At 69.8% G+C, this 25,964-nt stretch carries 22 protein-coding genes; 16 read left to right on the top strand and 6 right to left on the bottom strand.

Annotated features, from left to right (window positions below; all coding sequences use genetic code 11):
- Nucleotides 1-187: 187 nt before the first annotated feature.
- Genes GBA65_RS18325 through GBA65_RS24630 form a run of 3 tightly spaced genes read right to left on the bottom strand, consistent with a single transcriptional unit; the run spans nucleotide 188 to nucleotide 3,179 of the window.
- The gene (locus GBA65_RS18325; RefSeq protein WP_166397783.1) at nucleotides 188-1,627 is read right to left on the bottom strand and encodes an iron-containing alcohol dehydrogenase; all 1,440 of its coding nucleotides are present in this window, start codon (nucleotides 1,625-1,627) and stop codon (nucleotides 188-190) included.
- 50 nt (nucleotides 1,628-1,677) lie between these two features.
- The gene (locus GBA65_RS24635; protein ID WP_228281462.1) at nucleotides 1,678-2,493 is read right to left on the bottom strand and encodes an FGGY family carbohydrate kinase; all 816 of its coding nucleotides are present in this window, start codon (nucleotides 2,491-2,493) and stop codon (nucleotides 1,678-1,680) included.
- On the bottom strand, nucleotides 2,397-3,179 hold the full coding sequence (locus GBA65_RS24630; RefSeq protein ID WP_228281461.1) for an FGGY family carbohydrate kinase: 783 nt from the start codon (nucleotides 3,177-3,179) through the stop codon (nucleotides 2,397-2,399). The genes GBA65_RS24635 and GBA65_RS24630 overlap by 97 nt, the downstream gene beginning before the upstream one ends.
- 164 nt (nucleotides 3,180-3,343) lie before the next feature.
- Here GBA65_RS24630 and GBA65_RS18315 point away from each other — a divergent pair, with 164 nt between their 5' ends.
- The gene (locus GBA65_RS18315; protein WP_166397782.1) at nucleotides 3,344-4,099 is read left to right on the top strand and encodes a DeoR/GlpR family DNA-binding transcription regulator; all 756 of its coding nucleotides are present in this window, start codon (nucleotides 3,344-3,346) and stop codon (nucleotides 4,097-4,099) included.
- Between the two features lie 17 nt (nucleotides 4,100-4,116).
- Here the strand turns inward: GBA65_RS18315 and GBA65_RS18310 are convergent, their stop codons facing one another.
- Both GBA65_RS18310 and GBA65_RS18305 read right to left on the bottom strand, forming a co-directional pair.
- Nucleotides 4,117-4,947, bottom strand: a complete 831-nt coding sequence (locus GBA65_RS18310; RefSeq protein WP_166397781.1) for an HAD family hydrolase — start codon at nucleotides 4,945-4,947, stop codon at nucleotides 4,117-4,119.
- Nucleotides 4,948-5,447: 500 nt separating this feature from the next.
- Nucleotides 5,448-6,194 (bottom strand): FadR/GntR family transcriptional regulator, encoded by a 747-nt coding sequence (locus tag GBA65_RS18305; RefSeq protein WP_166397780.1) that lies wholly within the window; start codon nucleotides 6,192-6,194, stop codon nucleotides 5,448-5,450.
- Between the two features lie 327 nt (nucleotides 6,195-6,521).
- Here GBA65_RS18305 and GBA65_RS18300 point away from each other — a divergent pair, with 327 nt between their 5' ends.
- The 8 genes from GBA65_RS18300 (at nucleotide 6,522) to GBA65_RS18270 (ending at nucleotide 15,777) form a co-directional block, all read left to right on the top strand.
- Nucleotides 6,522-7,712 carry a cytosine permease gene (locus GBA65_RS18300; protein WP_407691115.1) on the top strand — a complete coding sequence of 397 codons (1,191 nt, stop codon included), beginning with the start codon at nucleotides 6,522-6,524 and terminating at the stop codon, nucleotides 7,710-7,712.
- 51 nt (nucleotides 7,713-7,763) lie between these two features.
- Entirely contained in the window at nucleotides 7,764-8,498 is a 735-nt protein-coding gene (locus GBA65_RS18295; protein WP_166397778.1) for an aspartate/glutamate racemase family protein, read from the top strand.
- Nucleotides 8,495-9,478, top strand: a complete 984-nt coding sequence (locus GBA65_RS18290) for an LLM class flavin-dependent oxidoreductase (RefSeq protein ID WP_166397777.1) — start codon at nucleotides 8,495-8,497, stop codon at nucleotides 9,476-9,478. The genes GBA65_RS18295 and GBA65_RS18290 overlap by 4 nt, the downstream gene beginning before the upstream one ends.
- Nucleotides 9,479-9,609: 131 nt before the next feature.
- Complete coding sequence (locus GBA65_RS18285; RefSeq protein ID WP_207955910.1) at nucleotides 9,610-11,295, top strand: hydantoinase/oxoprolinase family protein; 1,686 nt, start codon at nucleotides 9,610-9,612, stop codon at nucleotides 11,293-11,295.
- A 32-nt stretch (nucleotides 11,296-11,327) separates the two neighbouring features.
- Nucleotides 11,328-11,681 carry a hypothetical protein gene (locus tag GBA65_RS23595; protein ID WP_207955909.1) on the top strand — a complete coding sequence of 118 codons (354 nt, stop codon included), beginning with the start codon at nucleotides 11,328-11,330 and terminating at the stop codon, nucleotides 11,679-11,681.
- A 2-nt stretch (nucleotides 11,682-11,683) separates the two neighbouring features.
- A complete protein-coding gene (locus GBA65_RS18280; RefSeq protein WP_166397776.1) occupies nucleotides 11,684-13,465 on the top strand; it encodes a hydantoinase B/oxoprolinase family protein in 1,782 nt (593 codons plus the stop codon).
- Nucleotides 13,465-14,721 (top strand): Zn-dependent hydrolase, encoded by a 1,257-nt coding sequence (locus GBA65_RS18275; RefSeq protein WP_166397775.1) that lies wholly within the window; start codon nucleotides 13,465-13,467, stop codon nucleotides 14,719-14,721. Before GBA65_RS18280 ends, GBA65_RS18275 begins: the two co-directional genes overlap by 1 nt.
- A 75-nt stretch (nucleotides 14,722-14,796) precedes the next feature.
- Nucleotides 14,797-15,777 carry an acetamidase/formamidase family protein gene (locus GBA65_RS18270; RefSeq protein ID WP_166397774.1) on the top strand — a complete coding sequence of 327 codons (981 nt, stop codon included), beginning with the start codon at nucleotides 14,797-14,799 and terminating at the stop codon, nucleotides 15,775-15,777.
- A gap of 218 nt (nucleotides 15,778-15,995) precedes the next feature.
- Here GBA65_RS18270 and GBA65_RS18265 read toward each other — a convergent pair whose 3' ends face one another.
- Complete coding sequence (locus GBA65_RS18265) at nucleotides 15,996-17,339, bottom strand: MFS transporter (RefSeq protein WP_207955908.1); 1,344 nt, start codon at nucleotides 17,337-17,339, stop codon at nucleotides 15,996-15,998.
- 267 nt (nucleotides 17,340-17,606) lie between these two features.
- On the opposite strand from GBA65_RS18265, the gene GBA65_RS18260 reads away from it, so the two are divergent.
- The 7 genes from GBA65_RS18260 (at nucleotide 17,607) to GBA65_RS18230 (ending at nucleotide 25,952) form a co-directional block, all read left to right on the top strand.
- Nucleotides 17,607-19,250 (top strand): thiamine pyrophosphate-binding protein, encoded by a 1,644-nt coding sequence (locus GBA65_RS18260; RefSeq protein ID WP_166397773.1) that lies wholly within the window; start codon nucleotides 17,607-17,609, stop codon nucleotides 19,248-19,250.
- Between the two features lie 35 nt (nucleotides 19,251-19,285).
- Complete coding sequence (locus GBA65_RS18255; protein ID WP_166397772.1) at nucleotides 19,286-20,074, top strand: cyclase family protein; 789 nt, start codon at nucleotides 19,286-19,288, stop codon at nucleotides 20,072-20,074.
- Nucleotides 20,075-20,313: 239 nt separating this feature from the next.
- The gene (locus GBA65_RS18250; protein ID WP_166397771.1) at nucleotides 20,314-22,602 is read left to right on the top strand and encodes a bifunctional salicylyl-CoA 5-hydroxylase/oxidoreductase; all 2,289 of its coding nucleotides are present in this window, start codon (nucleotides 20,314-20,316) and stop codon (nucleotides 22,600-22,602) included.
- Nucleotides 22,599-23,399: an SDR family NAD(P)-dependent oxidoreductase gene (locus tag GBA65_RS18245; RefSeq protein WP_166397770.1), complete on the top strand. Its 801-nt coding sequence runs from the start codon at nucleotides 22,599-22,601 to the stop codon at nucleotides 23,397-23,399. The genes GBA65_RS18250 and GBA65_RS18245 overlap by 4 nt, the downstream gene beginning before the upstream one ends.
- Nucleotides 23,399-23,911, top strand: a complete 513-nt coding sequence (locus GBA65_RS18240; protein ID WP_166397769.1) for a MarR family winged helix-turn-helix transcriptional regulator — start codon at nucleotides 23,399-23,401, stop codon at nucleotides 23,909-23,911. The genes GBA65_RS18245 and GBA65_RS18240 overlap by 1 nt, the downstream gene beginning before the upstream one ends.
- Nucleotides 23,908-24,726 (top strand): enoyl-CoA hydratase family protein, encoded by an 819-nt coding sequence (locus tag GBA65_RS18235; protein ID WP_166397768.1) that lies wholly within the window; start codon nucleotides 23,908-23,910, stop codon nucleotides 24,724-24,726. Before GBA65_RS18240 ends, GBA65_RS18235 begins: the two co-directional genes overlap by 4 nt.
- Nucleotides 24,726-25,952 (top strand): acyl-CoA dehydrogenase family protein, encoded by a 1,227-nt coding sequence (locus GBA65_RS18230; RefSeq protein WP_166397767.1) that lies wholly within the window; start codon nucleotides 24,726-24,728, stop codon nucleotides 25,950-25,952. Before GBA65_RS18235 ends, GBA65_RS18230 begins: the two co-directional genes overlap by 1 nt.
- Nucleotides 25,953-25,964: the final 12 nt, after the last annotated feature.

Genomic DNA, 25,964 nt, shown 5'->3' with positions numbered 1-25,964 from the left:
GATCTACCTCCTCGTTTCGCCTGCGATTCGTTGCCGCCGTACTTCGCTTCTCCGTCAAATCACGCGGCAACCCTCCCGTGAAGTCGCCTCCGTGCCCCGAGAAGCGCTCTCGCGGCCCTCGGGACGAGCGGTACCCTTCGTCGACGGGTTCACTCGGTTTCCTCCCTACCCACCGGATGGTTAACCCTCAAAGCCCTCCCCCCGCGGAGCGCGCGCGGTCCAGGAGCCGTTCGACGAAGGCGTCGTCCCACCAGCCCAGGAAGAAGAGCAGGTCGGCGACCGTGAAGCGGTTGCGCATGAGGTGGCAGTTCCCGAGCGCCCAACGGACGACCTCTGGGGAGGCCGGGGGATCCAGCTCGCCGAAGCGCGCGGGCGCCCCGGCCCCGGTCAGGGCCCCGGCCAGCTTCTCGGGCGGGGCCACCATCTCCTTCAGCTCGGCGCGGTGGCGGGGCCAGTCGTTCAGGAACGCCTCGAACGTCTCTCTGTTCTCCCGCCAGCGCACGAGCTTCTTGTTGTAGTCGCCCCAGCACTCGTCGCTCATCGCCCCGGTCGGGTCGATGCCGGCGAAGGCCTCGCGCACCACCGGCTCCATCGCCTCGGGCTCCGGGAAGCAGGCGCCGACGTCGACCGTGGAGGGGTCGAACTCGGCGAGCAACACCTCCCAGGCGGCGGCCACAGGCAGCATCGCGACCCCGACCTGGGCGCCGTGGAAGGCGAAGGGGAGGCCCTTCTGCCCGGCGTTCATGTCGAGCAGGTGGCTGACGAGGTGCTCGGTGCCGGAGAGGCAGGCCGTGGTCCCCGTCACCCCCGCGGCGATCCCCCCGAGCGTGAGCGCCCGCACGAGCTTCTCCAGCGCCTCCGGCTCGTGGCGGCGTACGGCGCCCGCGCTCTCGACGAGGTCCGGGCCGTAGCCCAGGACCATCTCTATGGGCGCCGGGTGGTAGGAGTCGTCCATCCCCACGAGCGAGGCCAGGTACCAGTCGGCGGGGCCGGTGTACATCGCGATCGCGTCGCCGTAGCCCGCGGCGTTCATCGCGTGCGGGGCCTCGGCGAGCGTCGGGAGGTCGGCGAGCAGCACGTCCGGCCAGCGCGAGGGGACGGTGCGCTTGACCCCGCTCTTGAGCAGCACCGAGACGTCGTCGGAGTAGCCGTTTACGGAGGCCGCGGTCTGCACGACCACGAGCGGGGTGCCGCCCGTCTGCGCCGTGGCGACCTTGCAGACGTCCGAGATCGTCCCCGACCCGACGACTACCACGCAATCAGCCCCGGCGACGGCGGCCTCGGCCTCGGCGATGGCCTCCTCGTCGGCGTGCAGCTCGTCGTGGCCGGCGCCCACCACCGCCCTTTCCACCGTGAAACCCGCCTCGCGCAGCAGGCGCCCGGCCATCTCCTTCAGGTCCTCGGAGCCCCGCCGTATCGGCGTGGCGTCGGTCACTAGCACGACGCGCCCGCCTTCGTCCCCGACGAGCTCGAGGACGGCCTCGGGCAGGAAGCCCGAGGCGTCGGGCCCGATCTCGATGCGGCCCATCCCGAGCGGCGCGAGCCTCCCCTCGGGGTCGGCCGCGCGAAGCGCCTCGCGCAGCCCGTCGAGGTCCGTCGGGTCCGCCAGCTTCTCCTCGAACGTCAAACGCTTCCCCTTTCGTATCCGTTCATCTCGACCCTCGCATACCCAGAACGCTAGTCGACGACCACCTTCTTGGCCCACCCGCGGGTGAGCTTGACCGCCTCCCTCCAGCCGGCGTAAAGCTGCTCGCGGCGCTCCTCGGACATCCGGGGCTCGAAGACGCGCTCCTCCTGCCAGAGCGAGGCGACCTCGCCCAGGTCTTTCCACAGCCCGCTGGAGAGCCCCGCGAGGTACGCAGCACCGGTCACCGTGGCCTCGGTGTTCTTCGGGCGTATCACGGGGATGCCGAGGATGTCGGCCTGGAACTGGCAGAGGATCGAGTTCTTCGCCGCACCCCCGTCGACCCTGAGCTCCGAGAGCCCCACCTCGCCCGAAAGGAGGAGCCGGTCGACGACGTCCCTGGTCTGGTAGGCCATCGACTCCAGCCCCGCGCGGATAACGTGGAGGCGGTTGGTGTTGCTGGACATGCCCACGATGGCCGCGCGGGCGTACATGTCCCACTCGGGGGCGGCCAGGCCGGTGAACGCGGGGACGAGATACACCCCCTGCGTGTCCGGCACCTGGCCGCTGTACCACTCGCTGTCGGGGGCCGTGTGCAAGAGCTTCAGGTCGTCGCGCAGCCATTGCATCGTCTTGCCGGAGGCGTAGATGACGCCCTCGATCTCGTACGCGACCTCGCCGTTCACCCCCCACGCGCTGCTGGCGGTCACACCGTCGAGCACCACGGGCTCCGAACCGGTGTTCAGCACGAAGACGCCCGCGGTCCCGAACGTCATCTTCGCGAGCCCCTTCTCGTAGCACGCCTGGCCGAAGAGGCCCGCCTGCTGGTCCCCGAGCACGCCCTGTATCGGGGCCTCGGCCCCGAACACCTGCCCCACCGTCCCGAAGTCGGCGTCGGAGGGAGCACCTCCGGCAGCATGGTGACCGGGATGCCGAACCCGTCCAGAAGCTCCTCGTCCCATCTGAGTTCGTGGATGTTGAACATCATGGTGCGCGCGGCGTTGGAGTAGTCGGTGACGAAGCGCTCCCTGCCGGTGAGGTTCCACATGAGCCACGCGTCTATCGTTCCCGCCAAGAGCTCGCCGCGCTCGGCCCGTCCCCTGGCGCCCTCCACGCGGTCCAGGATCCAGGCGATCTTTGAAGCGGAGTAGTACGCGTCCATTATGAGCCCGGTCTTCTCGCGGACCTCTTGGGCCAACCCCGCCGCCGCCCAGCGCTCGATGACGTCGGCGGACTGGCGCGAGGCCCAGACGATCGCGTTGTAGATCGGCCGCCCGCTCTCCTTCTCCCACACCATCGCGGTCTCGCGCTGGTTGGTCAGCCCGATCGTGCGGATGCCCCGCGGCGAAACCTGCGCCTTCTCCAGGGCGTGACGCATGGTCTCCAACTGCACCTCGAGTATCTCGACCGGGTTGTGCTCGACCCAACCGGCACGAGGGTAATGCTGCGTCAGCTCGCGCGCGGCCTCGGCGACGATCTCGCCGTCCCCGTCGAAGATGAGCGTCCGGGCCCCGGTCGTGCCCTCGTCTATGCCCATCACATAGGTCTTCTCCACCGCTCGTCCCCTTTCCCCGTTCCTCCCGGCCCCACGCTCCCCATCGGTAAACTGTGCGCGCCGGGGACAATCCCTTGTGCGAAACGATACGGATGAAAACGCGCACTGTCAAGGCTTTGTGTGCAGAAACAACGATAAATACGGAAAAACGGGCAGGAGTAACGATGTTAAAGGAAGAGCGGCGGGGTCGCATCCTGGAGATGCTCGGGGTGGAGGGGAAGCTCGTGGCGAGCGACCTGAGCGTGGCGTTGGGGGTTTCGGAGGACACGGTGCGGCGCGACCTGCGCGAGTTGGCGGAGGCGGGCAAGCTCCGGCGGGTCCACGGCGGCGCGCTGCCGCGCTCGGCGGTCACCGGCACCCACGAGGCTCGCAGGCGCCAGGCGTCGGCGGGCAAGGTCGCGGTCGCGCGTGCGGCGGTGGGGCTGGTCGAGAACGGGCAGGTGATCATCCTCGACGGCGGCACGACGGCGCTGGAGGTGGTGCGGCACCTGCCCGCGGGCCTCGAAGCCACCGTGGTAACACACAGCCCGACGACCGCGGCGGCGCTCGCCGAGCACCCGAACCTGGAGGTGGTCGTGATCGGGGGCACCTTGTATAAGGACAACATACTCGCCGTCGGCGCGCAGACCGTCGAGGCGTTCGCCTCCGTCAACGCCGATCTGTGCCTGCAGGGCATCTGGAGCATGCACCCGGAGGTCGGGGTCAGCCACCCCTACTACGAGGAGATGCTCGTCAAGCGCGCGATGATCGAGAGCGCAGACCGGGTGGTGGCGCTGGCCTCAGCCGAGAAGCTCGGCACGGCCTCTTCCTTCGTGGTCGCGCCGGCGACCGCGTACACCCACCTGGCCACCGATCACGACGTTCCGGAGGAGATCCTCGGCCCGTTCCGAGAGCTCGGCCTCGAGATCGCGAAGGGCTGAAGCCCGCGGAGCCGGGGTCATGCCCCGTTCGCTCGTGCGCGGACTTCGCGCAGGATCGGTGTGAGCAGCCCCTCCTTTCGCACGTCGAGGACGCGATCCGCGCGGGCTCGTATCTCCGGCGGGCTGTCCGCGGGCGCGAAGGACAGGGTCGCGAGGTCGAACAACGCCAGGTCGTTCTCGCCGTCCCCCGCGACCACGACCTCCCCTCCGGCATCGGCGCGCTCCGTCCCGTCCAGGAGGGTGGCGAGGCCCTGGCCCTTGTGGACGCCGACGGGGGTGAGCTCCAGCACGTTCGGCAGGGAGTAGGTCAGCTCCAGCGGCAGCCCCGCGGTGCTGGCCTCGAACGCGCGCAGCGTCTCCAGGTCCCCGGCGGTGGCCGCCACCTTCGTCAGGGGCTTCATCGCGTCGGGGTCGAACGGTTGGGGGTCCATGTCGAAGCGGCGGACCAGCGACAGGAGCTTCTCGTCGGGCCGCAGCAACCCGACTTCGTCCAGGCTGTAGATCAGGAAGTTCGCCCCCGTCGAGGCCAGGACGACGCGCATGAGGGCGTCCTGGAGGTCGGGGTCGAAGCAGCGCTGGGCGCGCAGTTCCTCGTTCTCGTCGTAGACCGCCGCCCCGTTCTCCAGGACGAGCGGGAACGGTATCGGGCGACCCACGAAGAGCTCGTAGCGCTCGAACGTGCGTCGCACCGAGTGGAGCGGGCGTCCGGTCGCCGGAACGAAGGCGACGGAGCGCTCGTTCGCCAGGAGCTCGACGTCGGCGGGGTGGATACGGCCCTCGTCGTCCACGAGCGTACCGTCGAAGTCGAGGCAGACGATAGTGGTCCCCTTGTCCTCCCGTCCTCTCACGCCATCCGCTCCCGCGCGGGCAGACGGTCCTCGATCTCTGCCCGCTGACGCCTCCGCCAAAGCCGTCCCTTCCCTACATCTATGGCTCTACCTCTGCGACGGGGTCGACGACGCGAGGGAACGGTGAGAGCACCGCTCGATGTCCGCGCGGCTCGTAATGCCCGAGAGGACGGGGATGGTCTCCAGGCCGCTCTCGATGACCGTGTTGACGTCGGTGTCCGTGTCGTGTCGCCGATCATCACGGAGTCCTCGGGGTGCGCGTCGGCGGCGCCGGGCGCCGGTGTACGAGATCAAAGGTCGTGGCTCCCGCGCATTGTAGCGTTCGCGAGCAGGAGTTTGCATCCGCGGCCTCCTCGGCGTCCATCCATACGAGCTGGCCGGCGCGGGCGGCGAGCCGGTCGGGCGGGGCCTGCGCTCCGGCCTCGCGGAGCCGGTCGTCGGCCACCACCCCAGGGGCAAGGGCACGAAGTCCGCCGCGCCGGACGGAGAAGCGCGGTCTTCTAACGTTTCCCTGAGCGCTCGTCCGGATCGGACCTCGGGATGGCTTGGCGGTAGACTTCGCCCGCGAACCTCAGGTGCTCGCGCATGCGGGATCCAGCCAGGTCTTCGTCCCCGGCTTCGATCGCCTCGTAGATGAGCTGATGTTGCGTCTGGGAGGCTTGCTTGACCTCCGGCATCTCGTAGCGCTCGGCCAGTCTCCTCACGGTCAGATGCACCGAGCCCATAAAGACGCTCAGCATCCTGTTGCCGGAAGCGGCCGCGACCGCGCGATGGAAAGAGACGTCTGCCACCAAACTGTCCGAATCCTTGAGGCCGTCACGCTCGATGGTCTCCTTTATCGCCGCGAGGTCTTCGGGCGTCCGCCGAAGGGCGGCCATCCCTGCGGCCGGTATCTCGATCGCTTCCCTGGAAGCGTGCAACTCCTCGAGCGTCAGCGCGTCGACGTCGAGCAAGAGCCCGATCGACTCCGAAAGGTGCTCCGCTACCCCCGCGCCGTTGAGCGTCCGGACGAACGTTCCGCCCGTCGGGCCGGTGGAGCTCTCCAGCACCCTCATCGCCTCCAGCACTTTGAGCGCCTCGCGCACCGTCGGACGGCTCACCTCCAGGCTCGCCGCGAGGTCCGCCTCCTTCGGCAGCCTGTCCCCCTGACGCAGCTCTCCCGAGGAGATCGACGCCCGAATGCGTGCCGCTATCCGCTCGTACGTCTTCCTCTTGCGCGTCTCGCCGCGCCGCCTCTCCCCGCGCACCCCAGAAGCCCTCCAGTTTTGGCCGGATCCGCAGGGATTATGCCATACCGGCGTATTTGTTTGACAAATACGGATCGGTCCTCTACCGTTGCCGATGTTACAAGAAGCGTAGGGGAGGAGCGAGATGGGGAGCGAGGATCGCGTTTCCGCTTCACAGGCCGGACAGCGCAGGGACGGGCTGTTGCCGGTCCCGAGGGGAGAGGGTTTTCGGGCTGACGTCCTACGTACTGATGTGGTGGGCGTCCTTGATCGTGATCCAGATCTTCGTTCTGGGGCGAACATGATGCCCCGGCGGGGGGCCTGAACATCTTCCAGGCCGGCGTGGTGATGCTGGTCTCGGCGGTGCTCGTGGTGATCTTCTTCTGCATAAACGGGACCCCCGGGCTCAAGTACGGCATCCCTTTCGCCGTGCAGTGTCGCTCGGCGTTCGGGAGCCGCGGTGCGGTCGTGCCGGCGGTCTTGCGCATACTCCCGGCGATCGCCTGGTACGGGGTGGGGTCCTGGATCGGTGCCCTCTCCGTCAACGCCGTGGCGAACACGGTGTTCGGCCTGCCGAACTACACGGCGATCTACTTCGTGCTCTTTACGGCCGTGCAGACCGTCATCTCCTGGTACGGCATAAAGTCCATAAAGCTCTTCGATGCCTCGATGAGCGTCGTCATCTTCGTGCTCATGGCGTTCTTCCTGTTCGTGATCGTGCGCGCCAACGGCGTGGCGTTGCAGGGCGCGTGGTTCGGGGCGGGCTCCTGGGGCCTGCCGTTCTTCACGGCGCTCACCGCGGCCATTGGCATCCTCGCCACGGTCATGCTCAACATCTCCGACCTGACCCGCTACCTCAAGCCCGCGAACGTGCGGACGAACGTCTGGGGGCACGTCCTCGGGGTGGTTCCCCCCTGGATCTTCATCTTCACCATGGGGGTGGTCACCGCGACCGTCGCGGGACAGGGGGATCCGGTCGCCGCCCTGATGGAGGTGGCGCCTTCGGTGGGCATCGGGATCGCGCTGCTCGTGTTTATAGTGCTGGCGCAGGTGACGACGAACCTCACCATCAACATCCTGCCGCCGACCGTCGTCTTCCAGGACATCTTCAACCTCACCTGGAAGCAGGGGACGATCCTCACCGGGGTGCTCTCGGTGGTTACGTTCCCGTGGGTGCTCCTGACGAGCCAGTGGTTCTTCACGTTCATCAACTTCTACTCGGCCTTCCTCGGGCCGATCCTCGGGATCATGATCTCGGACTACTGGATCACGCGTCGGCGGAGCCTCTCCGTCGAGAAGCTCTACGCCTCCCGGGAGGACTCCTACTGGTTCCTGCGCGGCTTCAGCCCCGCCGCCTACGTCGCCCTCGTGGTGGCGTCGGCGATCTCCCTCGTCTTCCTGAACGTTAGCTGGTTCGTCGGGCTCCCGATCGCCTTCGTGCTGCACGCCGTGCTCGTCAGGATGGGGCTAGACCGGATCGGCGAGCGGTCCGCGGCGGAGGAGGCGGTAGGGGCCGGACAGGCGGGGGGAGCCTCGTAACCCCCTGGGATAGGCCGGTCGGAGCCGCCCGGAGCGGCGAGGGAGGACAGGGTGAAGATAAAGATCATCAACCCCAACACGACGCTCGAGATGACCCGCGGCATCGAGGCGGCGGGGAGGCTCGCGGCGCGGCCCGGCACGGAGATCCTGGCGGTCAGCCCGGAGTCCGGGCCGGCCTCCATCGAGTCCTACTACGACGAGTACCTGTGCATCCCGGGGGTCCTCGACGAGGTGAGGAAGGGCGAGCAAGAGGGGGCCGACGCGTACGTGATCGCCTGCTACGGCGACCCCGGGTTGCAGGCGGCGCGCGAGGTGACCGAGGCGCCGGTCGTAGGGATCGCCGAGGCGTCCCTGTACATGGCCTCGATGCTCGCCGCGCGGTTCTCGATCGTCACGGTCTTGCCGCGGATACGCACGATGCTGGAGGAGATGGTCGACGGCTACGGGATGACCCGCCGGGTGGTGAGCATCCGGACCACCCCCCTGTGCGTCCTGGACATCGAAGAGGACCCCGAGCATAGCTGGCAGATGGTGCGCGACGACGCCCGCCGGGCCGTCGAGGAGGACGACGCCGAGGCCGTGCTCCTGGGGTGCGCGGGGATGGCCGACTTCGCCAACAGCCTGGAGGAGGAGCTCGGCGTCCCCGTCATCGACGGGGTGGTGGCCGCCGTCAAGTTCGCCGAGGGGATCGTCGACCTCGGGAAGAAGACGAGCAAGCTGAAGACGTACAAGCCCCCCGAGAAGAAGGGCTTCACCGGGGCGATGAAGGGCTTCGGGACGGCTTGAGCGTTACGGGCAGGATCGGGGTGGCGTTCCTCGGCGAGCCCGGGGTGCCGGAGATGGTGCGCGCGGCGAGGCGCGCCGAGGACTTGGGCTACGAGTCGGTGTGGGTGGCGGAGACCAGGTTCGCCCGGGACGGGTTCGTGCCGGCCGCCGCCATCGCCGCCGCGACGGAACGCGTCAAGGTGAGCACCGGCGTCGTCAACGTCTTCACCCGCAGCCCCGTGCTCCTGGCCACCTCGTACGCGACCCTCGACGAGCTCTCCGGCGGAAGGGCCGTCTTCGGCATCGGGCCCGGTTCCCCGCTCGTGCTCGGGCCCCAGGGGCACGCCTTCGAGAAGCCGCTAACGCGCCTCAAGGAGTACGTCGAGGTCTCGCGGCGCCTGATCTCCGGCGAGGAGGTCCACTACGAGGGGGAGTGCGTGAGCGTTCGAGGGGTAGCGCTCGAGTTCTCGCCGCTGCGCTCCTCGATCCCCGTGTACATGGGCGTCACCGGACCGAGGGCCATGGGGCTCGTCGGCGAGATCTCCGACGGCGTCTTGATGAACGGCTTCACCTCCTGCGCCTACGTCCGCCGCTCGGTAGAGAAGATCAGGGCCGGTTGCGAGAGGGCCGGACGGGGCATCGACGAGGTAGACCTCGCCATCGGCCTCGTCACCTCCGTCGACGAGAGGGGCGACGTCGCCCGCGACCGGGTGCGTCCGCTCATAGCGATGTACCTCAGCCGCTTCCCGAACATCGCCCGGGAGACCGGCTACGGCGAGGACTACCTCGTCCGGGTGCGAGAGAAGGTCTCCGAGGGCGGGCTCACGGCGGGCGCGGCCCTGATCTCCGACGAGATCGTCGACGACCTCGCCGTCGCCGGCACCCCGGAACGCGTGCGCGAGCGCATCGCCGAGTACCGCGAGGCCGGCATCCACTGCCCGGTCCTCTTCGCCGTCGGCCCGGACCTCGACGCGACCCTGGAAGCCCCCCTTGAGGCGTAGCCCTCTTCCACGCGGCGCGCGGCCCGCGCCGCTGCGGAGGCGGCGGAGACCCCCGCCCATCACCCCAAGGGCGGAGCGCTCCGCCTGAAGCTTTCGACGAGAAGACCCGTATCGACAGGAGGACGACGAGATTGCATCTGGTAGGCGTAGACGTTGGGGGGACCTTCACGGACCTCGTGCTCTCCGACCCCGAGGGCGGAGAGACCTACACCCACAAGATACCCACGAGCGGCGACGACCCGTCGGAGGCGGTGATACGGGGCGTCTACGAGGTCTGCCGGATGGCGGGCATCGAGCCGTCGGAGGTCTCGTACCTCTTCCACGGGACGACGACGGCGACGAACGCGATCCTGGAGCACAAGGGGGCCGAGGTCGGCCTCCTGACGACCGAGGGGTTCCGCGACATCGTCCACATAGGCCGCCACCAGCGGCCGCAGAACTACTCCATCATGCAGGAGATCCCCTGGCAGGACCGAGCGCTCGTCAAGCGCCGCCACCGCAAGGTCGTCCCCGAAAGGCTTTCGCCGCCGCGCGGCGAGGTCCTGACGCCGCTCGACGAGGAGGCGGTGAGAGAAGCGGCGAGGGAGCTCAAAGAGGCCGGGGTCGAGGCGGTGGCCGTCTGCTTCCTCTTCTCCTACCTCAACCCCGCGCACGAGGAGCGAGCCCGGGAGATTTTGGAGGAGGAGATGCCCGGGGCCTTCGTGACCACTTCTAGCTCGATCTTCCCGCAGTTCAGGGAGTTCGAGCGGTTCACGACCGCCGCCATAAACGCGTTCGTCGGCCCCAAGGTCGGGCGCTACGTACGGAACCTCAGGGCCGGGCTCAAGGAGGGCGGGGTGCGGGCGGACGTGCACATCATGCGCTCCAACGGGGGCGTCTCCCCCTCCGAGGTCGCGGCCGAGTCGCCGGTCACGCTCCTGCTCTCGGGGCCCGCGGCGGGGATCTTGGGCGGCGCCTTCTCCGGCGAGGTCTCCGGGCGGCGCAACCTCATAACCTTCGACGTCGGCGGCACGAGCGCGGACATAGGCATCGTCACCGGAAAGGGCTTCGAGGAGGCCGGCGCCAGGGACACCTGGATCGCGGGCTTCCCCGTGATGGTCCCGATGATCGACGTCTCCACGATCGGGGCCGGCGGAGGCTCCATCGCCTACGTGGACGAGGGCGGCGCCTTCCGGGTCGGGCCGCGCAGCGCGGGCGCGGTCCCCGGTCCGGCCTGCTACGGGAAGGGCGGTACCGAGCCGACGGTCACCGACGCCCACGCCGTCCTCGGCGTGCTCGACCCGGAGCACTTCCTCGGCGGCAACATGCCTCTCTACCCCGAGCGCGCCTTCGACGCCGTCGGGGGGCTCGCCGGGAAGCTCGGCATGGACGTGCGCGAGGCGGCCGACGGGATCCTGCGCATCCTCAACAACAGCATGGCGAACGCCACGCGCGCCGTTACGGTCCAGAAGGGGCACGATCCGCGCGCTTTCAGCCTCGTCGCCTTCGGCGGCGCCGGACCGCTGCACGCCGTCGAGGTGGCGAGGATACTAGGGGTGCGGGAGATCATCGTCCCGGCCTACCCGGGCATCAACTCGGCGATCGGCCTGCTCACGACCGACCTGAAGTACGACGCCATCGCCACCCAGTTCACCCTGAGCACCGACCCCGACCTCGAACGCCTGAACGCCGACATCGAGCGCCTGGAGGGCGACGTCCGCGCCCAGCTCCGCTCGGACGGCATCGCGCAAGGGGACATCGAGGTCTCCCGCGGGGTGGACTGCCGCTACGTGGGGCAGGGCTACGAGCTCCGCGTCCCGCTGCCGGAGGGGAGATAAACGAGGAGAACGTCTCCAAGGTCTGGGAGCGGATGCACGAGCTGCACCGCCAGGAGTACGGCCACGCCTTCCCGGGCAACCCCGTCGAGATGGTCAACCTCAGGGTCTCGGGGTGGGCAAGACCCGAAGATGAAGTCGGTCCCCTGACCGGGGAGAGGAGCATCGAGGCCGCGCGCCTCAAGGAGGGGGAGGTGTACTTCCGGCAAGAGGGCTCCTTGAAGCCCTTCCCGACGACCTTCTACGAGCGGGACCGGTTGCCCGTCGGGGAGAGGATCGAGGGACCGGCCGTGATCTTGCAGAACGACACGACGACGCTGCTCCCGCCGGACGCCGGTTGCGTCCTCGAGGAGGGCGGGAACCTCGTCGTGGACCTGAAGGGGGAGTGAGCATGCAGGGACGCAAGGCGAAGATAGACCCGGTGACCGCGCAGGTCATCGGGGGGGCTCTGGAGAACGTCGCGATAGAGATGGGTCACAAGCTGGCACGCATGAGCTACTCGAGCATCATCCGGGAGTCCGAGGACTTCGGGGCAGCGCTCCTCGACGCCCAGGGCCGCCAGCTCTGCGAGTCGGTCGACTCCACGCCCTTGCAGCTCGGCCCGATCCCGGGCTACATGCGCGGCATCTTCCGCGTCATGGAAGAGCGCGGCGAGACGTTCGCCCCCGGCGACGTCGTCATGCACAACTCGCCCTACCACGGCGCCTCCCACGGCCCGGACGTGGGCTTCTGCGTCCCCGTCTTCCGCGGCGAGGAGCTTATCGGGTTCTCCTTCACCACGGCGCACCACCTGGACATAGGGTCGCTGCACCCGGGGAGCACCGGCATCGTGGACGCCGTCGACGCCTACGCCGAGGGGCTCCAGTTCAAGGCCGTCAAGGTCTACGACGCCGGGAAGAAGAACGAGGCGGTTTGGCAGATCCTCCGGGACAACATCCGGGCGCCCGGGATGGTGGTCGGTGACATGGAGGCCCAGATCGCCGCCTGCCGCGCGGGGGCGGAGCGCTTCGTCGAGATCGTCGAGGAGTTCGGCCTGGAAGGGGTGAACGCCGCGAGCGAGGAGCTCATGGACTACTCCGAGCGCATGCTCCGCTCGCGCATCGCCGAGCTCCCCGACGGCGTCTACCGGGCCGAGGGCTTTATAGACGGCTTCGTGGACAGCCCCAACGAGAACGAGAAGGACCTGAAGATAGCCGTGACCCTCTCCGTCGAGGGCTCGGACATCCACGTGGACTTCGAGGGGACGGCCCCGCAGGTCGACCTCCCGATAAACATGCCGTTCGAGGGGACGGTGGACGTCGCGGTCTACCTGACCATCCGCTCCATCCTGCTCGACTCCGCCCTCACCGAGTACGTCCCCCAGAACGACGGGCTTACCCGGCCGGTCAGGATCACCGCCCCCAAGGGCACCCTGACGAACCCGATCTTCCCGGCCCCGACGATCGCCCGCTTCTGCCCGGGGAACATCGTCGCCGACACGGTGATGCGCGCCCTCTCGGAGGTCGCGCCCCGCAACGTGAGCGCGGGCGTCGGCAACCTCAAGGTCGTCGCCTACAGCGGCCTCGTCGGCGAGGACTACTGGGTCTACATGGACATCACGGAGGGCTCCTACGGCGGCCGTTACGGCAAGGACGGGATGGACGCCGTGGACACCCTCTTCGCCAACACCCGCAACAACCCCGTCGAGGACATCGAGAGCCACTACCCGTTGAGGGTGGACCGCTACGAGCTCCGCGACGACGTGGCCTCTGGACCCGGCAGGTGGCGCGGGGGGCTGGGCTCGATACGCCAGATCAGCTTCCTCGAGGAGGGCCGCTTCGCCCTCGAAGGCGACGGCCATCGCTTCGCCCCGTGGGGGATCTTCGGCGGCGAGGAGGGGATCGCGGGCGACCTCCTCCTGAACCCCGGCACGGATGGCGAGCAGCACCTCCCCTCGAAGATACCGGACCGCCGGATGAGGGCGGGGGAGACGGTACGCACGGTCTCGCCCTGCGGCGGTGGCTACGGAGATCCCTTGCAGCGCGACCCGGCCCGCGTCCTCGACGACGTGCTCGACGGCTTCGTCTCCGAGGAGAACGCCCGAAAGCAGTACGGCGTGGTGCTCTCCGACGGCGGGGTGGACGCCGCCGCGACGGCGAGCCTGCGCGAGCGGATGGCGGGGGAACGCGCGTAGTGGAGGCGGGGAAGTCCTTCGATCCGAAGACCGCGGTCGACCGGTTGCAGAGGGACCTCGACGCGGTATCCCGATTCAGTAGCGGGGGCCCCGGCATCACGCGCCTCTCGTTCACCCCGGAGTACCGCGCGGCCCTCGACTACCTCGCCGGGGAGTTCGAGGCCGTGGGCTTCCGTACCGGCTACGATCCGGTCGGCAACTTCGTGGCCTCGAACGTAGCGCCCGGCGAGCGCTGCGCCGCGCTCGGTTCGCACGTGGACTCGGTGCCGAACGGGGGCCGCTTCGACGGCACGGCGGGCGTCCTCTGCGCCCTGGAGACTGCGCGGACCGCGCCCGACACGCCCCTCAAGGTCTTCAGCTTCGTCGAGGAGGAGGGCGCCCGCTTCGGGAGCGGGCTCCTGGGGAGCCGATGCGCCGTCGGGGCGGTGACGGCGGAGGACCTCAAGGGGTACCGCGACGGCGCGGGAACCAGCTTCTACGACGCGGCGCAGGGGGCCGGGCACGACCCGGAGAGGGTGGCGGAGTGCCCCGATCACCTGGAAGGGGTCGGGCGCTACCTGGAGGTCCACATAGAGCAGGGCCGGGTCCTGGAGGACGCGGGGCAGGAGATCGGGATCGTCGAGGCGATCGCGGGGGTCCTGCACTTCGAGCTCGAGGTGGAGGGGCGCGCCGACCACGCGGGCGCGACCCCGATGGACCTCCGCAGCGACGCGGGCCTCACCGCCGCCGAGACCGTCGTGGAGATCGAGCGCGCGGCGCGCGAGGCGGGCGGGGCGGCGGTGGGGACCGTCGGCCGCGTGGAGATGTTCCCGGGCGCGCTCAACGTGGTCCCCGGCCGCGCACGGGTGGGCGTGGACGTGCGCGACGTGAGCGAGGAGCGGCGCGAGGGGGTGGTCGGGCGGATCGTCGCCTTCGCGAGGCAGCGCGCGGGGGCGCGGGGTCAGAAGGTGCTCTACAAGGAGCGCCTGCGCAGCGCTCCGACCCCCATGGACGAGGACGTCGTCGCCGGCCTGCTAGAAGCGGCGGAGGGGACCGGGGTAGTGCCCCGCAAGATGGTCAGCGGCGCCGGCCACGACGCCATGATGGTGGCGCACCGGGTACCGACGGGGATGATCTTCGTCCCCAGCCGGGACGGCATCAGCCACGCCCCGGAGGAGTTCACGGAGACCCGGTACCTGGCCCGAGCCGTCGCCGTGATGGTCGGGGCCGTGGGTGGCGTCGAAACCCTCGCGAACCCTCGAAGGCGGGGCGCGTGACGGGCGCGGGGCACGCCAGCGGCCCTCGCGCCGTAAGGACGAGTTAGGGAAGAGGCGAGCGAAGGAGGAGCTTCCGTGAAGCGAGAGGTCGAGAAGAAGATAGAACGAGAAGCCGCGACCGTAACCGAGTTCGGGGCGCACCTCGAGCCGGCGCTCAGGGTGGAGCAGGGCGAGAAGTTCGTGGTGGAGACCCAGGACAACCTCTTCGGCCAGATAAACTCGGAGGACGTCCTGCTCACTGCCGAGCACCTGCCCGCCCTCAGGTACCAGTTCTGGAAGGTCAACCCCGTGGCCGGGCCCATACACGTCGAGGGGTGCGAGGCCGGCGACCTCCTCGTCCTCGAGATAGAAGACATCGTCCCGAGCGAGCGCGGCTGGACGGGCTTCGCCCCGACTTCGGCAACCTCGCCGGCAACGCCGCCTTCCCCGAGCTACAGGAGCCCTACTCCCGCGTCACCCACCACCGCCCGGGCCCTCCGGCACGACCTCCGACGGCACCGGCTCCTTCAACGTGAACCGCGAGGTCACCTACCCCTGCGCCCGTTCCTCGGCACGATCGTCACCGCCCCGGAGCGCGGCATAGAGAACACCCTCGTCAGCCAGGGGCCCTGGGGCGGCAACATCGACTGCCGCGACGTGAAGAAGGGCAACAAGATCTACATGAACGCCTACCACGACGGCGGCCTCCTGTTCTTCGGCGACGCGCACGCGGCTCAGGGCGACTCCGAGTACACGGGCATCGCCGACGAGACGGCGGCCGACACCACGGCCCGCTGCCACGTCGTGAAGCGGAAGCGGGTTCCGGGGGTCTTGCGCATCGAGACTGCGGAGAGCCTCATCCAGGTGGACTCGGCGAGGAACGCCGGCAGCATGGAGCGGGCGCTGAACGGGGCCTTCATAGGCATGATGCAGTGGCTGACCGAGGAGCACGGTATGGACGGGAAGGAGGCCTACCTGCACTTCACCGCCAACCCCGACGTCCGCATACACACCTACCAGTTCGTGGGCCCCGCCTTCTACGTGGTAGGCGTGGAGTTCCTCAAAAAGTACCTCTGATTCTTGAGAGCCCGGAGGTCGAGCGCCAGCTTCTCGACCTCGCTGCCGCGCGTGACCGGACCGGCAAAACGGACAAGTGCAGATGTCGCGCGCGGGCCGCTTCGAGATCCCGCGCGCGAGGAAGGCGCCGGACCTGGGCGTAGGGCGGCGGGCGCTCGTCCAAGAGGGGCCGCTTGTCCGGCCCTGCGGAGGACCTTCAGGGCGAGTTCGTTGCGGGGTCAGATGGTCTGTGCCACCCGTTCTTCCGCGGGGGCGGAGGGCCTCTCCGTCGGGGAGCGGGGGACGAGCAGTATGAGGAGCCCGCCGAGGACCGCGAGGACGGCGAAGGCGTAGAAGTTCCACTCGAAGCCGAGCTGCGAGGCGGCGATGAAGCCGCCGAAGATCGGCCCGAGTATCGCCCCGAGCCTGCCGATACCCAGGGCCCAGCCCAGGCCGGTGGCGCGGCTCCCGGCCGGGTAGTACTGGGCGCAGTAGGCGTTGACGAGGATGGTGGTCCCGATGGTGCCGAGCCCGGCCACGGCGACGAGGGCGTAGAGCCCGAGGACGGGCAGCGGGAAGCTCAAGAGCCCTATGCACATGGCCGCCGCGAGGAAGCAGATCGTGGTCACGCGCTTGCGGCCGAAGCGATCGGCGAGGGCGCCCGCCACCGGCGTCCCGAGGATCGCCCCGAGGTTGAGCACCAGCAGGAACGAGAGCGCCGAACCGAGCGGGTAGCCCGCCTCGCGCATGATCTGGGGCAGCCAGGTGTTGAACCCGTAGACGAGGAGCAGCCCGATGAAGGTGGCGAACCAGAACAGGAGCGTCGGCACGACGTAGCTGCGCGAGAAGAGCGACGAGAGCGCGGCGAGCCTGCCCTGTCCCTCCGCCGAGGCGGCCGGCGAGCTCGCGTCCTCGCGCTCCAGCGGCAGCCCGTAGCGCCGCGCGAGGGCCTCGGCCTCCTCCCATCGGCCGTTCGCCGCGAGGAAGCCGACCGACTCGGGGAGGAACTTCCAGGCGAGGGGGACGAGCGTGACGAGCGGGAGCAGCCCGATCCAGAACATCGTCCGGAACCCGAAGTCGGGCAGCAACACTATCGCCAGCAGCGCGGCGAGGATCCCCCCGACGGAGTACCCGGAGAACATGATCGAGTTGGCCAGGGTCCGCCAGTCGGGCGGGGCGTACTCTATGGTGAGGGCGATGGCGGTGGGGACGACCCCGCCGAGCCCCAGCCCGGCGATGAAGCGGAAGAACCCGAAAAGCTCGGCGCTGGGCGCCATCGCGCACAGGCCCATCGCCAGCGAGAACCACGTGATGCAGAAGAGCATGATCTTGCGGCGCCCGACGATGTCCGTGATCGTGCCGACCACCAATGCCCCGATGAGCATCCCGATGAGGGCGTAGCTGCCGATCGCGCCCGCCTGGACCGGCGTGAGCCCCCACGGCTCGTAGCTCAACAGCGCCGGAAGCACGGCGCCGTAGACGATCAGGTCGTACCCGTCGAAGATGATCGTCAGGCCGCACAGCGCGATCACCCACAATGCCGACCGGTCGTACCGCACCCCGGAATTCCCTCGCTCGGTCAACGCCTGCCTCCTTGTTCCCTTCTTCTCCCGAAAACAGTTTAAGTATAAAATAAACGGGCGTCAATAGTAATATTTCTGTCTAAGGGGTGGTGACGCGAGGGGCGGACTCTGGCAAATTGGAGGGGTCCGGGTTGGGTGGTCTGGGGGAAGGAGCCTCCGTGGAGGGTTATCCGGCGGTGTCGGCCGGGCGTTGCGCGGCTCTTCGGGCGGAGGGGTCGTGTCTTCGCGGGAGGTCCTGGTGCGTGGGGAGAGAGGACGGGGTGGCCGATGCGGGTCTCTGAGGTAATAGGCAGAACGCTGGCCGGGCGGGGCGTGGAGGTCTTCTTCGGGCTCGTGGGCAGCGGAAACTTCTCCGTGGTCGAGGCGCTGCGCGCTGGTGGCGCGAGGTTCTACTCGTCCCGCCACGAGTGCGGGGCGGTCTCGATGGCCGACGGGTACGCTCGGGCGAGCGGCGAGGTCGGGGTGTGCAGCGTGCATCAGGGGCCGGGGTTCACGAACGCGCTCACGGGCCTCACGGAGGCGGCGAAGAACCGGACGCCGCTCGTCCTGCTCGCCGCGGATACGCCGCCCTCGGCGCTCTGGTCGAATTTCAAGCTGGATCAGGGCGCGCTCGCGAGGACGACGGGCGCCATCGCCGAGCGCGTGCGCGGCCCCGAGACCGCCGCCGAGGATGCCGCGAGGGCGTTGCGCCGGGCGCGGGTCGAGCGCCGCCCCGTCGTCTTGAACATCCCGATAGACCTCGTGGAGCGGGATCTTCCGGACGGGGAGGCGCCTCGCGAGCGGCCCGAGCTCCGGGCGCCGCGTCCCGCGGAAGGTTCGGTGGCGGCGGTTGCGGACCTGCTCGCCGCCTCGGAGCGGCCCGTGATCGTGGCGGGTAGGGGGGCGGCGCTCTCAGGGGCGCGCGAGGCGCTGGAGTCTCTGGGCGAGCGGGTGGGGGCGATTCTGGCGACGAGCGCGATGGGGCACGGGCTCTTCGCCGGGAGCCCGTACGCCGTGGGGATAGCCGGCGGGTTCGCCTCGCCGCTCGCCGTGGAGCTGCTCGGGCAGGCCGACGCCGTGCTCGCGTTCGGGGCCTCGCTCAACCACTGGACCGCTCGCCACGGCAGGCTCTTCTCGTCCACGGCAAACATCGCGCAGGTCGACCTCGACGAGGAGGCGATCGGGGCGCTTCACCGGGCCGACGTGGGCGTCGTCGGGGACGCGGGCGCCACCGCGCGGGCGCTGGCGGAGGAGCTGGAGGGGAGGGGGGTGCAGAAGACCGGCTTCCGCACGCGCGAGGTGGCGCGGGAGATCTCCGCCAGGCGCTGGCGCGAGGAGCCGTACGAGGACGAGGGCACCGCGGAGTTCGTCGACCCGCGCACCTTCAGCATCGCGCTCGACGACCTCTTGCCGGCCGAGCGCACCGTCGCCACCGACTCCGGACACTTCCTCGGCTACCCCGCGATGTACCTGGAGGTCCCCGATCACCACGGCTTCGTCTTCCCCAACGCCTTCCAGTCCGTGGGGCTCGGGCTCGCCTGCGGGATCGGGGCCGCGGTGGGCAGGCCGGAGAGGCTGGCGGTCGCCGCCGTGGGCGACGGCGGGGCGCTCATGGCCCTGGGCGAGCTGGAGACCGCCGCCCGCTACCGGCTCCCGATGGTCGTCGCAATCTACAACGACGCGGCCTACGGCGCCGAGGTGCACCACTTCGGTCCGATGGGGAGATCGGTGGACGAGGCCCGGTTCCCCGAGACGGACTTCGCCGCCCTCGCCCGCGCCGCGGGGGCCGAGGGGATCACCGTTCGTAGCCCCGAAGACCTCGCGCCCGTCAAGGAGTGGCTCGGACGACGGGACGGGCCGCTCGTCATAGACGCCAAGGTGAACCCCGACGTGCGGGCCGAGTGGCTCGAAGAGGCCTTCCGCGCCCACTGAGCAGAGACACGAACGCGAAGAGACCAGGAGGAGAGATGCTGTCCAAGAAGAACCCCGTTGCGTCCTTCGCCGAGGCGCTCGCCGGCGGCGCGGTCGAGGTCGTCGACCTCACGCAGCCCCTCAACGAGCGCACGCCGATGATCCAGCTGCCCGAGCCGTTCGCGAACACGCCGAACGTCAAGGTGCGGGAGATCAGCCGCTACGACGACCGCGGCCCCGCCTGGGCCTGGAACCTCCTCGAGATCGGGGAGCACGCCGGCACCCACTTCGACGCCCCGACGCACTGGATCACCGGCCGCGAGGGCCTGGACGTCTCCGAGGTCCCGCCGCGCCACCTCGTGGCGCCCGCGGTGGTGATAGACAAGTGCCCCGAGTGCGAGGCCGACCCCGACTACGTCCTCACCGTCGACGACGTCCGAGCCTTCGAGGCCGAGCACGGACCGCTCCCCGAGGGCGGCTGGCTGCTCCTGCGCACCGGCTGGGACGCCCGCGCCCACGACGCCGAGGCCTTCCTGAACGCGGGGTCCGGCAGCCCGCGATCCCCCGGCTTCGACGCCGAGTGCGCGCGCTGGATCGCCGAGGAGTCGCCGCTCGTCGGCGTCGGGGTGGAGACGGTCGGCATCGACGCGGGCGCGGCGGCGGGCTTCGAGCCCCCCTTCCCGGTGCACTACTACCTTCTCGGCGCGGGCAAGTACGGCGTCACGCAGCTCGCCAACCTCGCCGAGCTGCCGCCGACCGGCGCGCTGTTCGTCGTGGCGCCGCTCAAGATCAGCGGCGGCACCGGCAGCCCCGTGCGCGCCCTCGCGCTCGTCCCGCGCGGCTGACCCCGGGTGCCTGCCGCCGCCGGCTCCAGCAACGTCCGCCCGGCCCGCCGCAGCCAGGGGTAGATCCGGCCTTGCGCAGCCACGCGCGCCCGGCAGACCGCCCGTCGTACCCCGGACCTCGCCACCGGTCGCAAGACGCAAAGCTCGGGGGCCTGCGTCCCGACCCACGAACAAAGTAGTTTAAGTTTAAAACAAATCTGGTAAGGTATGGGCAAACAAGCGATGGGCAAGGGGAAGACATGAGGATCGTTTGCGTCGGTGGGGGGCCTGCCGGTCTCTACTTCGCCATCTCGATGAAGCTCAGGGACCCGTCGCACGACGTAACGGTGTTGGAGCGCAACGCGGCCGGGGTGACGTTCGGCTGGGGCGTGGTCTTCTCGGATCAGACGCTCGGCAACCTCCGCGAGAACGATCCCGAGAGCGCGGATGGGATCCTGGAGAACTTCGCCCATTGGGACGACATCGAGGTGCACGTCTCCGGGAAGGGGAGCGTGCGTTCGAGCGGGCACGGCTTCGCGGGCATCGGGCGCAAGCGTCTGCTGGACATCCTGGCGGCGCGGGCGGCGGAGCTCGGCGTGGACGTGCGGTTCGAGCAGGAGATCGGGGACCTCGGGGCTTTTCGCGACGCGGACCTCATCGTGGCCTCGGACGGCGTGAACAGCCGGGTGCGGGGGCTCTACGAGGAGAAGTTCGGGACGGACGTGGACGTCCGGCGCAACAAGTTCATCTGGCTCGGGACGAAGAAGCTCTTCGACGCGTTCACGTTCGCCTTCGAGGAGACGGGGGCCGGGTGGGTTTGGATCCACGGCTACCGCTTCGACCGGGAGACGAGCACCTGCATCGTCGAGTGCTCCCAGGAGACCTGGGAGGGGCTCGGCTTCGACCGGCTGGGGCCCGACGAGAGCGTCGCCTTGTGCGAGGAGATCTTCGAGCCCTACCTCGACGGGAACCCGCTCATAAACAACGCCCGCCACCTCGGCCGGGCGCCGTGGCTCAACTTCCGGCGCATCAACAACGAGAGGTGGTTCCACGACAACATCGTGCTTATGGGCGACGCCGCCCACACCGCCCACTTCTCCATCGGTTCGGGCACGAAGCTCGCCCTGGAGGATGCGATCTCCCTCGCCAGGAAGCTCCACGAGCACGACGGCAAGGGGGACGCGCTCGCCGCGTACGAGGACGAGCGGCGCCTCGAGGTCCTCAAGCTACAGAGTGCTGCGCGCAACTCGACCGAGTGGTTCGAGAACGTCCCGCGCTACATAAAGCAGGAGCCCTTGCAGTTCGCCTACTCCTTGCTGACCCGCAGCCAGCGCGTCAGCCACGAGAACCTGCGCCTCCGCGACGAGGAGTGGCTCGGGGGCATGGAGCGGTGGTTCGCGTCCCGCGCCGCCGGCGAGCCCGCCGAAGAGCCGGTGCCGCCGATGTTCGCGCCGTTCAAGCTGCGGGAGATGGCGCTCTCCAACCGCGTCGTCGTCTCCCCGATGGCGATGTACAGCGCCGAGGACGGCACCCCGGGCGACTTCCACCTCGTCCACTGGGGGGCGCGCGCCCAGGGCGGGGCGGGGCTCCTCTTCACGGAGATGACCTGCGTGACCCCGGAGGGGCGCATAACGCCGGGCTGCTGCGGCATGTACAAGCCCGAGCACGAGGCGGCGTTCGGGCGCATCGTGGACTTCGTGCACCGCCACACGCATGCGAAGTTCGCCCTCCAGCTCGGCCACTCCGGCGGCAAGGGCTCGACGAAGCTCGCCTGGGAGGGGATGGACGAGCCGCTCCACGAGAACACCTGGGAGACCCTGGGCCCGTCGCCGGTGCCGTGGACCGAGGATCACCGGCCGCCGCGCGAGGTGACCCGCGAGGACATGGACGAGATCGTCGCCGCCTTCGTGCGCGCGACCGAGATGGGGGAGCGCGCCGGCTTCGACATGCTGGAGCTCCACTGCGCCCACGGCTACCTCCTCTCCGCCTTCATCACGCCGCTCCTCAACCGGCGCACCGACGAGTACGGGGGCTCCAGGGAGAACAGGCTGCGTTTCCCGCTGGAGGTGTTCCGCGCCATGCGCGAGGTATGGCCCGAGGAGAAGCCGATGAGCGTGCGCATCTCGGCGATGGACTGGGTCGAGGGCGGCATCACCGACGACGACGCGGTCGAGGTCGCCCGCGCCTTCTCGGAGGCCGGGGCCGACCTCATCGACGTCTCGGCGGGCCAGACCAGCCCGGACGCCAAGCCCGTCTACGGGCGCATGTTCCAGACCCCGTTCTCGGACCGCATCCGCAACGAGCTGGACATCAACACGATGGCGGTCGGCAACATCTTCGAGGCCGACCACGTCAACAGCATCATCGCCGCGGGGAGGGCCGACCTGTGCGCTTTGGGCCGGCCGCACCTCCACGACCCGTACTGGACCCTGCGGAGAGCCGCCGAGCTCGGCTACGACGGCGCGGAGTGGCCCAAGCAGTACCTCTCCGGCAAGGCGCAGCTCGAACGCCTCATCGAGCGCGCCGACCAGATGGCGCAGCTCATATGAGTCGGGCGACCCAGACCAGCGAGGCCTCGGGCGCCTACCGCCTGGAGGGGGCTCACGCCCTCGTAACGGGCGGCGGCACCGGGATCGGGGCCGCGATAGCCGCCCGCCTCTCGGGCGCCGGGGCGCGCGTCACGGTCGCGGGCCGAAGGGCCGAGCCGCTGAGAGGGGTCGCGGGAGGTCTCGAAACCGCCCAGGCGGTCCCGTTCGACGTCACCGACGAAGGGGAGGTAGAGGCAGGGCTCGCGGAGGCGGTAGAGCGCTTCGGCCCGGTCGACGTCCTCGTCAACAACGCGGGCGCGGCGGAGTCCTCGCCGTTCGCCCGCACGACGCTCGACGCCTGGTCCCGCATGCTAGAGGTCAACCTGACCGGCGCGTTCCTCGTGACCCGCGCGGTCCTGCCGGGGATGGTCGATCGCCGCCGGGGACGCGTCGTCACCGTGGCGAGCACCGCCGGGCTCAAGGGCTACCCCTACGTCGCGGCCTACTGCGCCGCCAAGCACGGGGTGATCGGGATGACGCGTGCCCTTGCTCTGGAGGTGGCGCGCAAGGGGGTCACGGTCAACGCCGTCTGCCCGGGCTACACGGAGACCGATCTCCTCGCGCAGAGCGTCGCCAACATCGTGGAGAAGACCGGCGCGGACGAGGCCGGGGCGCGGGCCCGGCTCGTCGAGGGCAACCCGCAGGGCCGCTTCGTCTCGCCCGAAGAGGTAGCCGAGGCCGTCGGCTGGATCTTGGGGCCGAACGCCGAAGCGATCAACGGCCAGGCCATCGCCGTCGACGGCGGGGAGGTCGCGTAGTGCGCGAGGATGCGCACGAGCGGGAGAACATCGTGGCCCTCGAGGCCGCCGCGGGCGGCGCCAAGGAGAAGCTCAGGCTGTGGCTGCGCGCCCTCACGTTCACCAACCTCGTCGAAGGAAGGGTGCGCGCGCGGCTGCGCGACGAGTACGGGGTCACCCTGCCGCGCTTCGACATGATGGCCGCGCTCCACGACGCGCCCGACGGGCTCAGCATGGGCGAGGTCTCGCGCAGGCTCATGGTCTCCAACGGCAACGTCACCGGCATCGCCGAGAGGCTGGAGCGGGAGGGCCTGATCGTTCGTCGACCGATGCCCGGGGACCGGCGCAGCCAGATCGTCCGGCTCACCGAGGCCGGCCGCGCCGCCTTCGAGGAGATGGCCGTCGAGCACGAGGCCTGGATCGCGGGGATGCTCTCGGGGTTGAGCGAGGGGGAGGTAGAGACGTTGCACCACCTGCTGGGCAAGGCCAAGCGCTCCGTGCTGGGCGCCGACGAGGGGGAGGAGAGCGCATGAACACCCTGACGATGAAAGGCCACGCGCCGGACCATTTTCGGTGGGAGGAGTCGGACGGCGTCGCCGTGGTGACGCTGACGGGGGCCGAGCGCAAGAACCCCCTGACCTTCGACTCCTACGCCGAGCTCCGCGACACCTTTCGCGCGCTCGCCTACGCCGAGGACGTAAAGGCCGTGGTCCTCACCGGCTCGGGCGAGAACTTCTGCTCCGGGGGGGACGTGCGGGACATCATCGGCCCCCTCACCGGGATGGACATGGCCGGCCTCTTGCGCTTCACGCGCATGACCGGCGACCTCGTGAAGGCGATCCGCGCCTGTCCGCAGCCCGTGATCGCGGCGATAGACGGCGTCTGCGTCGGCGCGGGGGCCGCGATCGCCACTGCCTCGGACATCCGCCTGGGGACGCCCGGGGCGAAGGTCGCCTTCCTGTTCACCCGCGTCGGCCTCGCCGGCTGCGACATGGGCTGCTGCGCCATGCTGCCGCGCATCGTGGGGCAGGGCCGGGCCTCCGAGCTCCTGTTCACCGGCCGCTCGATGCGGGCCGAGGAGGGCGAGCGCTGGGGGTTCTTCAACCGCCTCGTCGAGCCGGACGCCCTGCGGGAGGAGGCGACGGCGCTCGCCGCGAACCTCGCCAATGGCCCGAACTTCGCCCACGGCATGACCAAGACCATGCTCAACCAGGAGTGGAACATGAGCCTCGAGGCCGCCATCGAGTCCGAGGCCCAGGCTCAGGCGATCTGCATGCAGACGCGGGACTTCGAGCGCGCCTACCGGGCCTTTATGGAGAAGCGCTCGCCCGAGTTCGAGGGGGACTGATGCCCGACCTCACCTACCTCGACTGGCCGTTCTTCGAAGGGGAGCACCGCGCCCTCGCGCGCGACCTCGACGAGTGGTGCGTGGAGCACCTCCGGGACGTACCGGAGGCGCACGAGGAGACCGTGGACGGCCTCTGCCGCGGCCTCGTCCGAAACCTCGCCGGGGCCGGCTGGCTCGACTACGTGGTGCCCGGGGCCCAGGGCGGCCGGCACGACGCGCTCGACGTGCGCTCCCTGTGCCTGCTGCGCGAGACGTTGGGACGCCACCACGCGCTCGCCGACTTCGCCTTCGTCATGCAGGGGTTGGGGGGCGGCGCCATCTCGCTCTTCGGGTCGGACGATCTGAAGGAGCGTTACCTCCCGGCCGTGCGCGAGGGCCGAAAGATCGCGGCCTTCGCCCTCTCCGAGCCGGAGGCGGGCTCCGACGTCGCCGCCGTCTCCACGACCGCCGTCGAGGACGGCGACCACTACGTCATAGACGGCGCCAAGACCTGGATCTCCAACGGCGGCCTGGCCGACTTCTACACCGTCTTCGCGCGCACCGGAGAGGCGCCCGGCGCGAGGGGGTTGAGCGCTTTCGTCGTGGACGCGGATACCCCCGGTCTGGAGGTCGCCGAGCGCATCCCCGTCATCGCGCCGCACCCCCTCGCGCGGCTCGTCTTCGACGGCTGCCGGGTGCCGAAGGACCAGCTCCTGGGCGCGCCCGGGGGCGGTTTCAAGGTCGCGATGGCCACGCTCGACACTTTCCGCCCGACGGTGGGGGCCGCCGCTCTGGGGTTCGCGCGCCGGGCGCTCGACGAGGCGCTGGAGCGCGCCGGGGAGCGCCGCCTCTTCGGCGCCCCGATGGGCGAGCTGCAGATGGTGCAGGCCAAGCTCGCCGAGATGGCCCTCGGCGTGGACGCGAGCGCGCTCCTGGTGTACCGCGCGGCCTGGACCAAGGATCGCGTCGCCGAACGGGTGAGCCGCGAGGCGGCGATGGCGAAGCTCCACGCCACCGAGACCGCGCAGCGCGTCATCGACGACGCCGTCCAGATCTTCGGCGGCATGGGCGTGGTCTCGGGGCACCCCGTGGAGCGGCTCTACCGGGAGATCCGGGCGCTCCGGATCTACGAGGGCGCTTCGGAGGTGCAGAAGGTCATCATCGCCCGCCAGGCTCTGGCCGCGCACGCCGCCGGTGGCGCGGCGGAGATCCAGGGCGCGGGAGCGCGGCAGGGGACCCGTCGGTAAAGGGGGAGAGGA

The sequence above is a fragment of the Rubrobacter marinus genome, from assembly GCF_011492965.1.
In the GTDB taxonomy this organism is placed as follows: domain Bacteria; phylum Actinomycetota; class Rubrobacteria; order Rubrobacterales; family Rubrobacteraceae; genus Rubrobacter_F; species Rubrobacter_F marinus.
The sequence above is the reverse complement of the archived record's forward strand: the minus strand, read 5'-3'. Positions and strand labels throughout refer to the sequence as shown.

Coding starts and splice junctions, on each gene's coding strand:
- GBA65_RS18300 (WP_407691115.1), top strand. CDS start 6,522: ATGCTGGTCTCGGCGGTGCTCGTGGTGATCTTCTTCTGCATAAACGGG.
- GBA65_RS18245 (WP_166397770.1), top strand. CDS start 22,599: ATGAGTCGGGCGACCCAGACCAGCGAGGCCTCGGGCGCCTACCGCCTG.
- GBA65_RS18255 (WP_166397772.1), top strand. CDS start 19,286: ATGCTGTCCAAGAAGAACCCCGTTGCGTCCTTCGCCGAGGCGCTCGCC.
- GBA65_RS18235 (WP_166397768.1), top strand. CDS start 23,908: ATGAACACCCTGACGATGAAAGGCCACGCGCCGGACCATTTTCGGTGG.
- GBA65_RS18315 (WP_166397782.1), top strand. CDS start 3,344: ATGTTAAAGGAAGAGCGGCGGGGTCGCATCCTGGAGATGCTCGGGGTG.
- GBA65_RS18230 (WP_166397767.1), top strand. CDS start 24,726: ATGCCCGACCTCACCTACCTCGACTGGCCGTTCTTCGAAGGGGAGCAC.
- GBA65_RS23595 (WP_207955909.1), top strand. CDS start 11,328: ATGCACGAGCTGCACCGCCAGGAGTACGGCCACGCCTTCCCGGGCAAC.
- GBA65_RS18250 (WP_166397771.1), top strand. CDS start 20,314: ATGAGGATCGTTTGCGTCGGTGGGGGGCCTGCCGGTCTCTACTTCGCC.
- GBA65_RS18260 (WP_166397773.1), top strand. CDS start 17,607: ATGCGGGTCTCTGAGGTAATAGGCAGAACGCTGGCCGGGCGGGGCGTG.
- GBA65_RS18280 (WP_166397776.1), top strand. CDS start 11,684: ATGCAGGGACGCAAGGCGAAGATAGACCCGGTGACCGCGCAGGTCATC.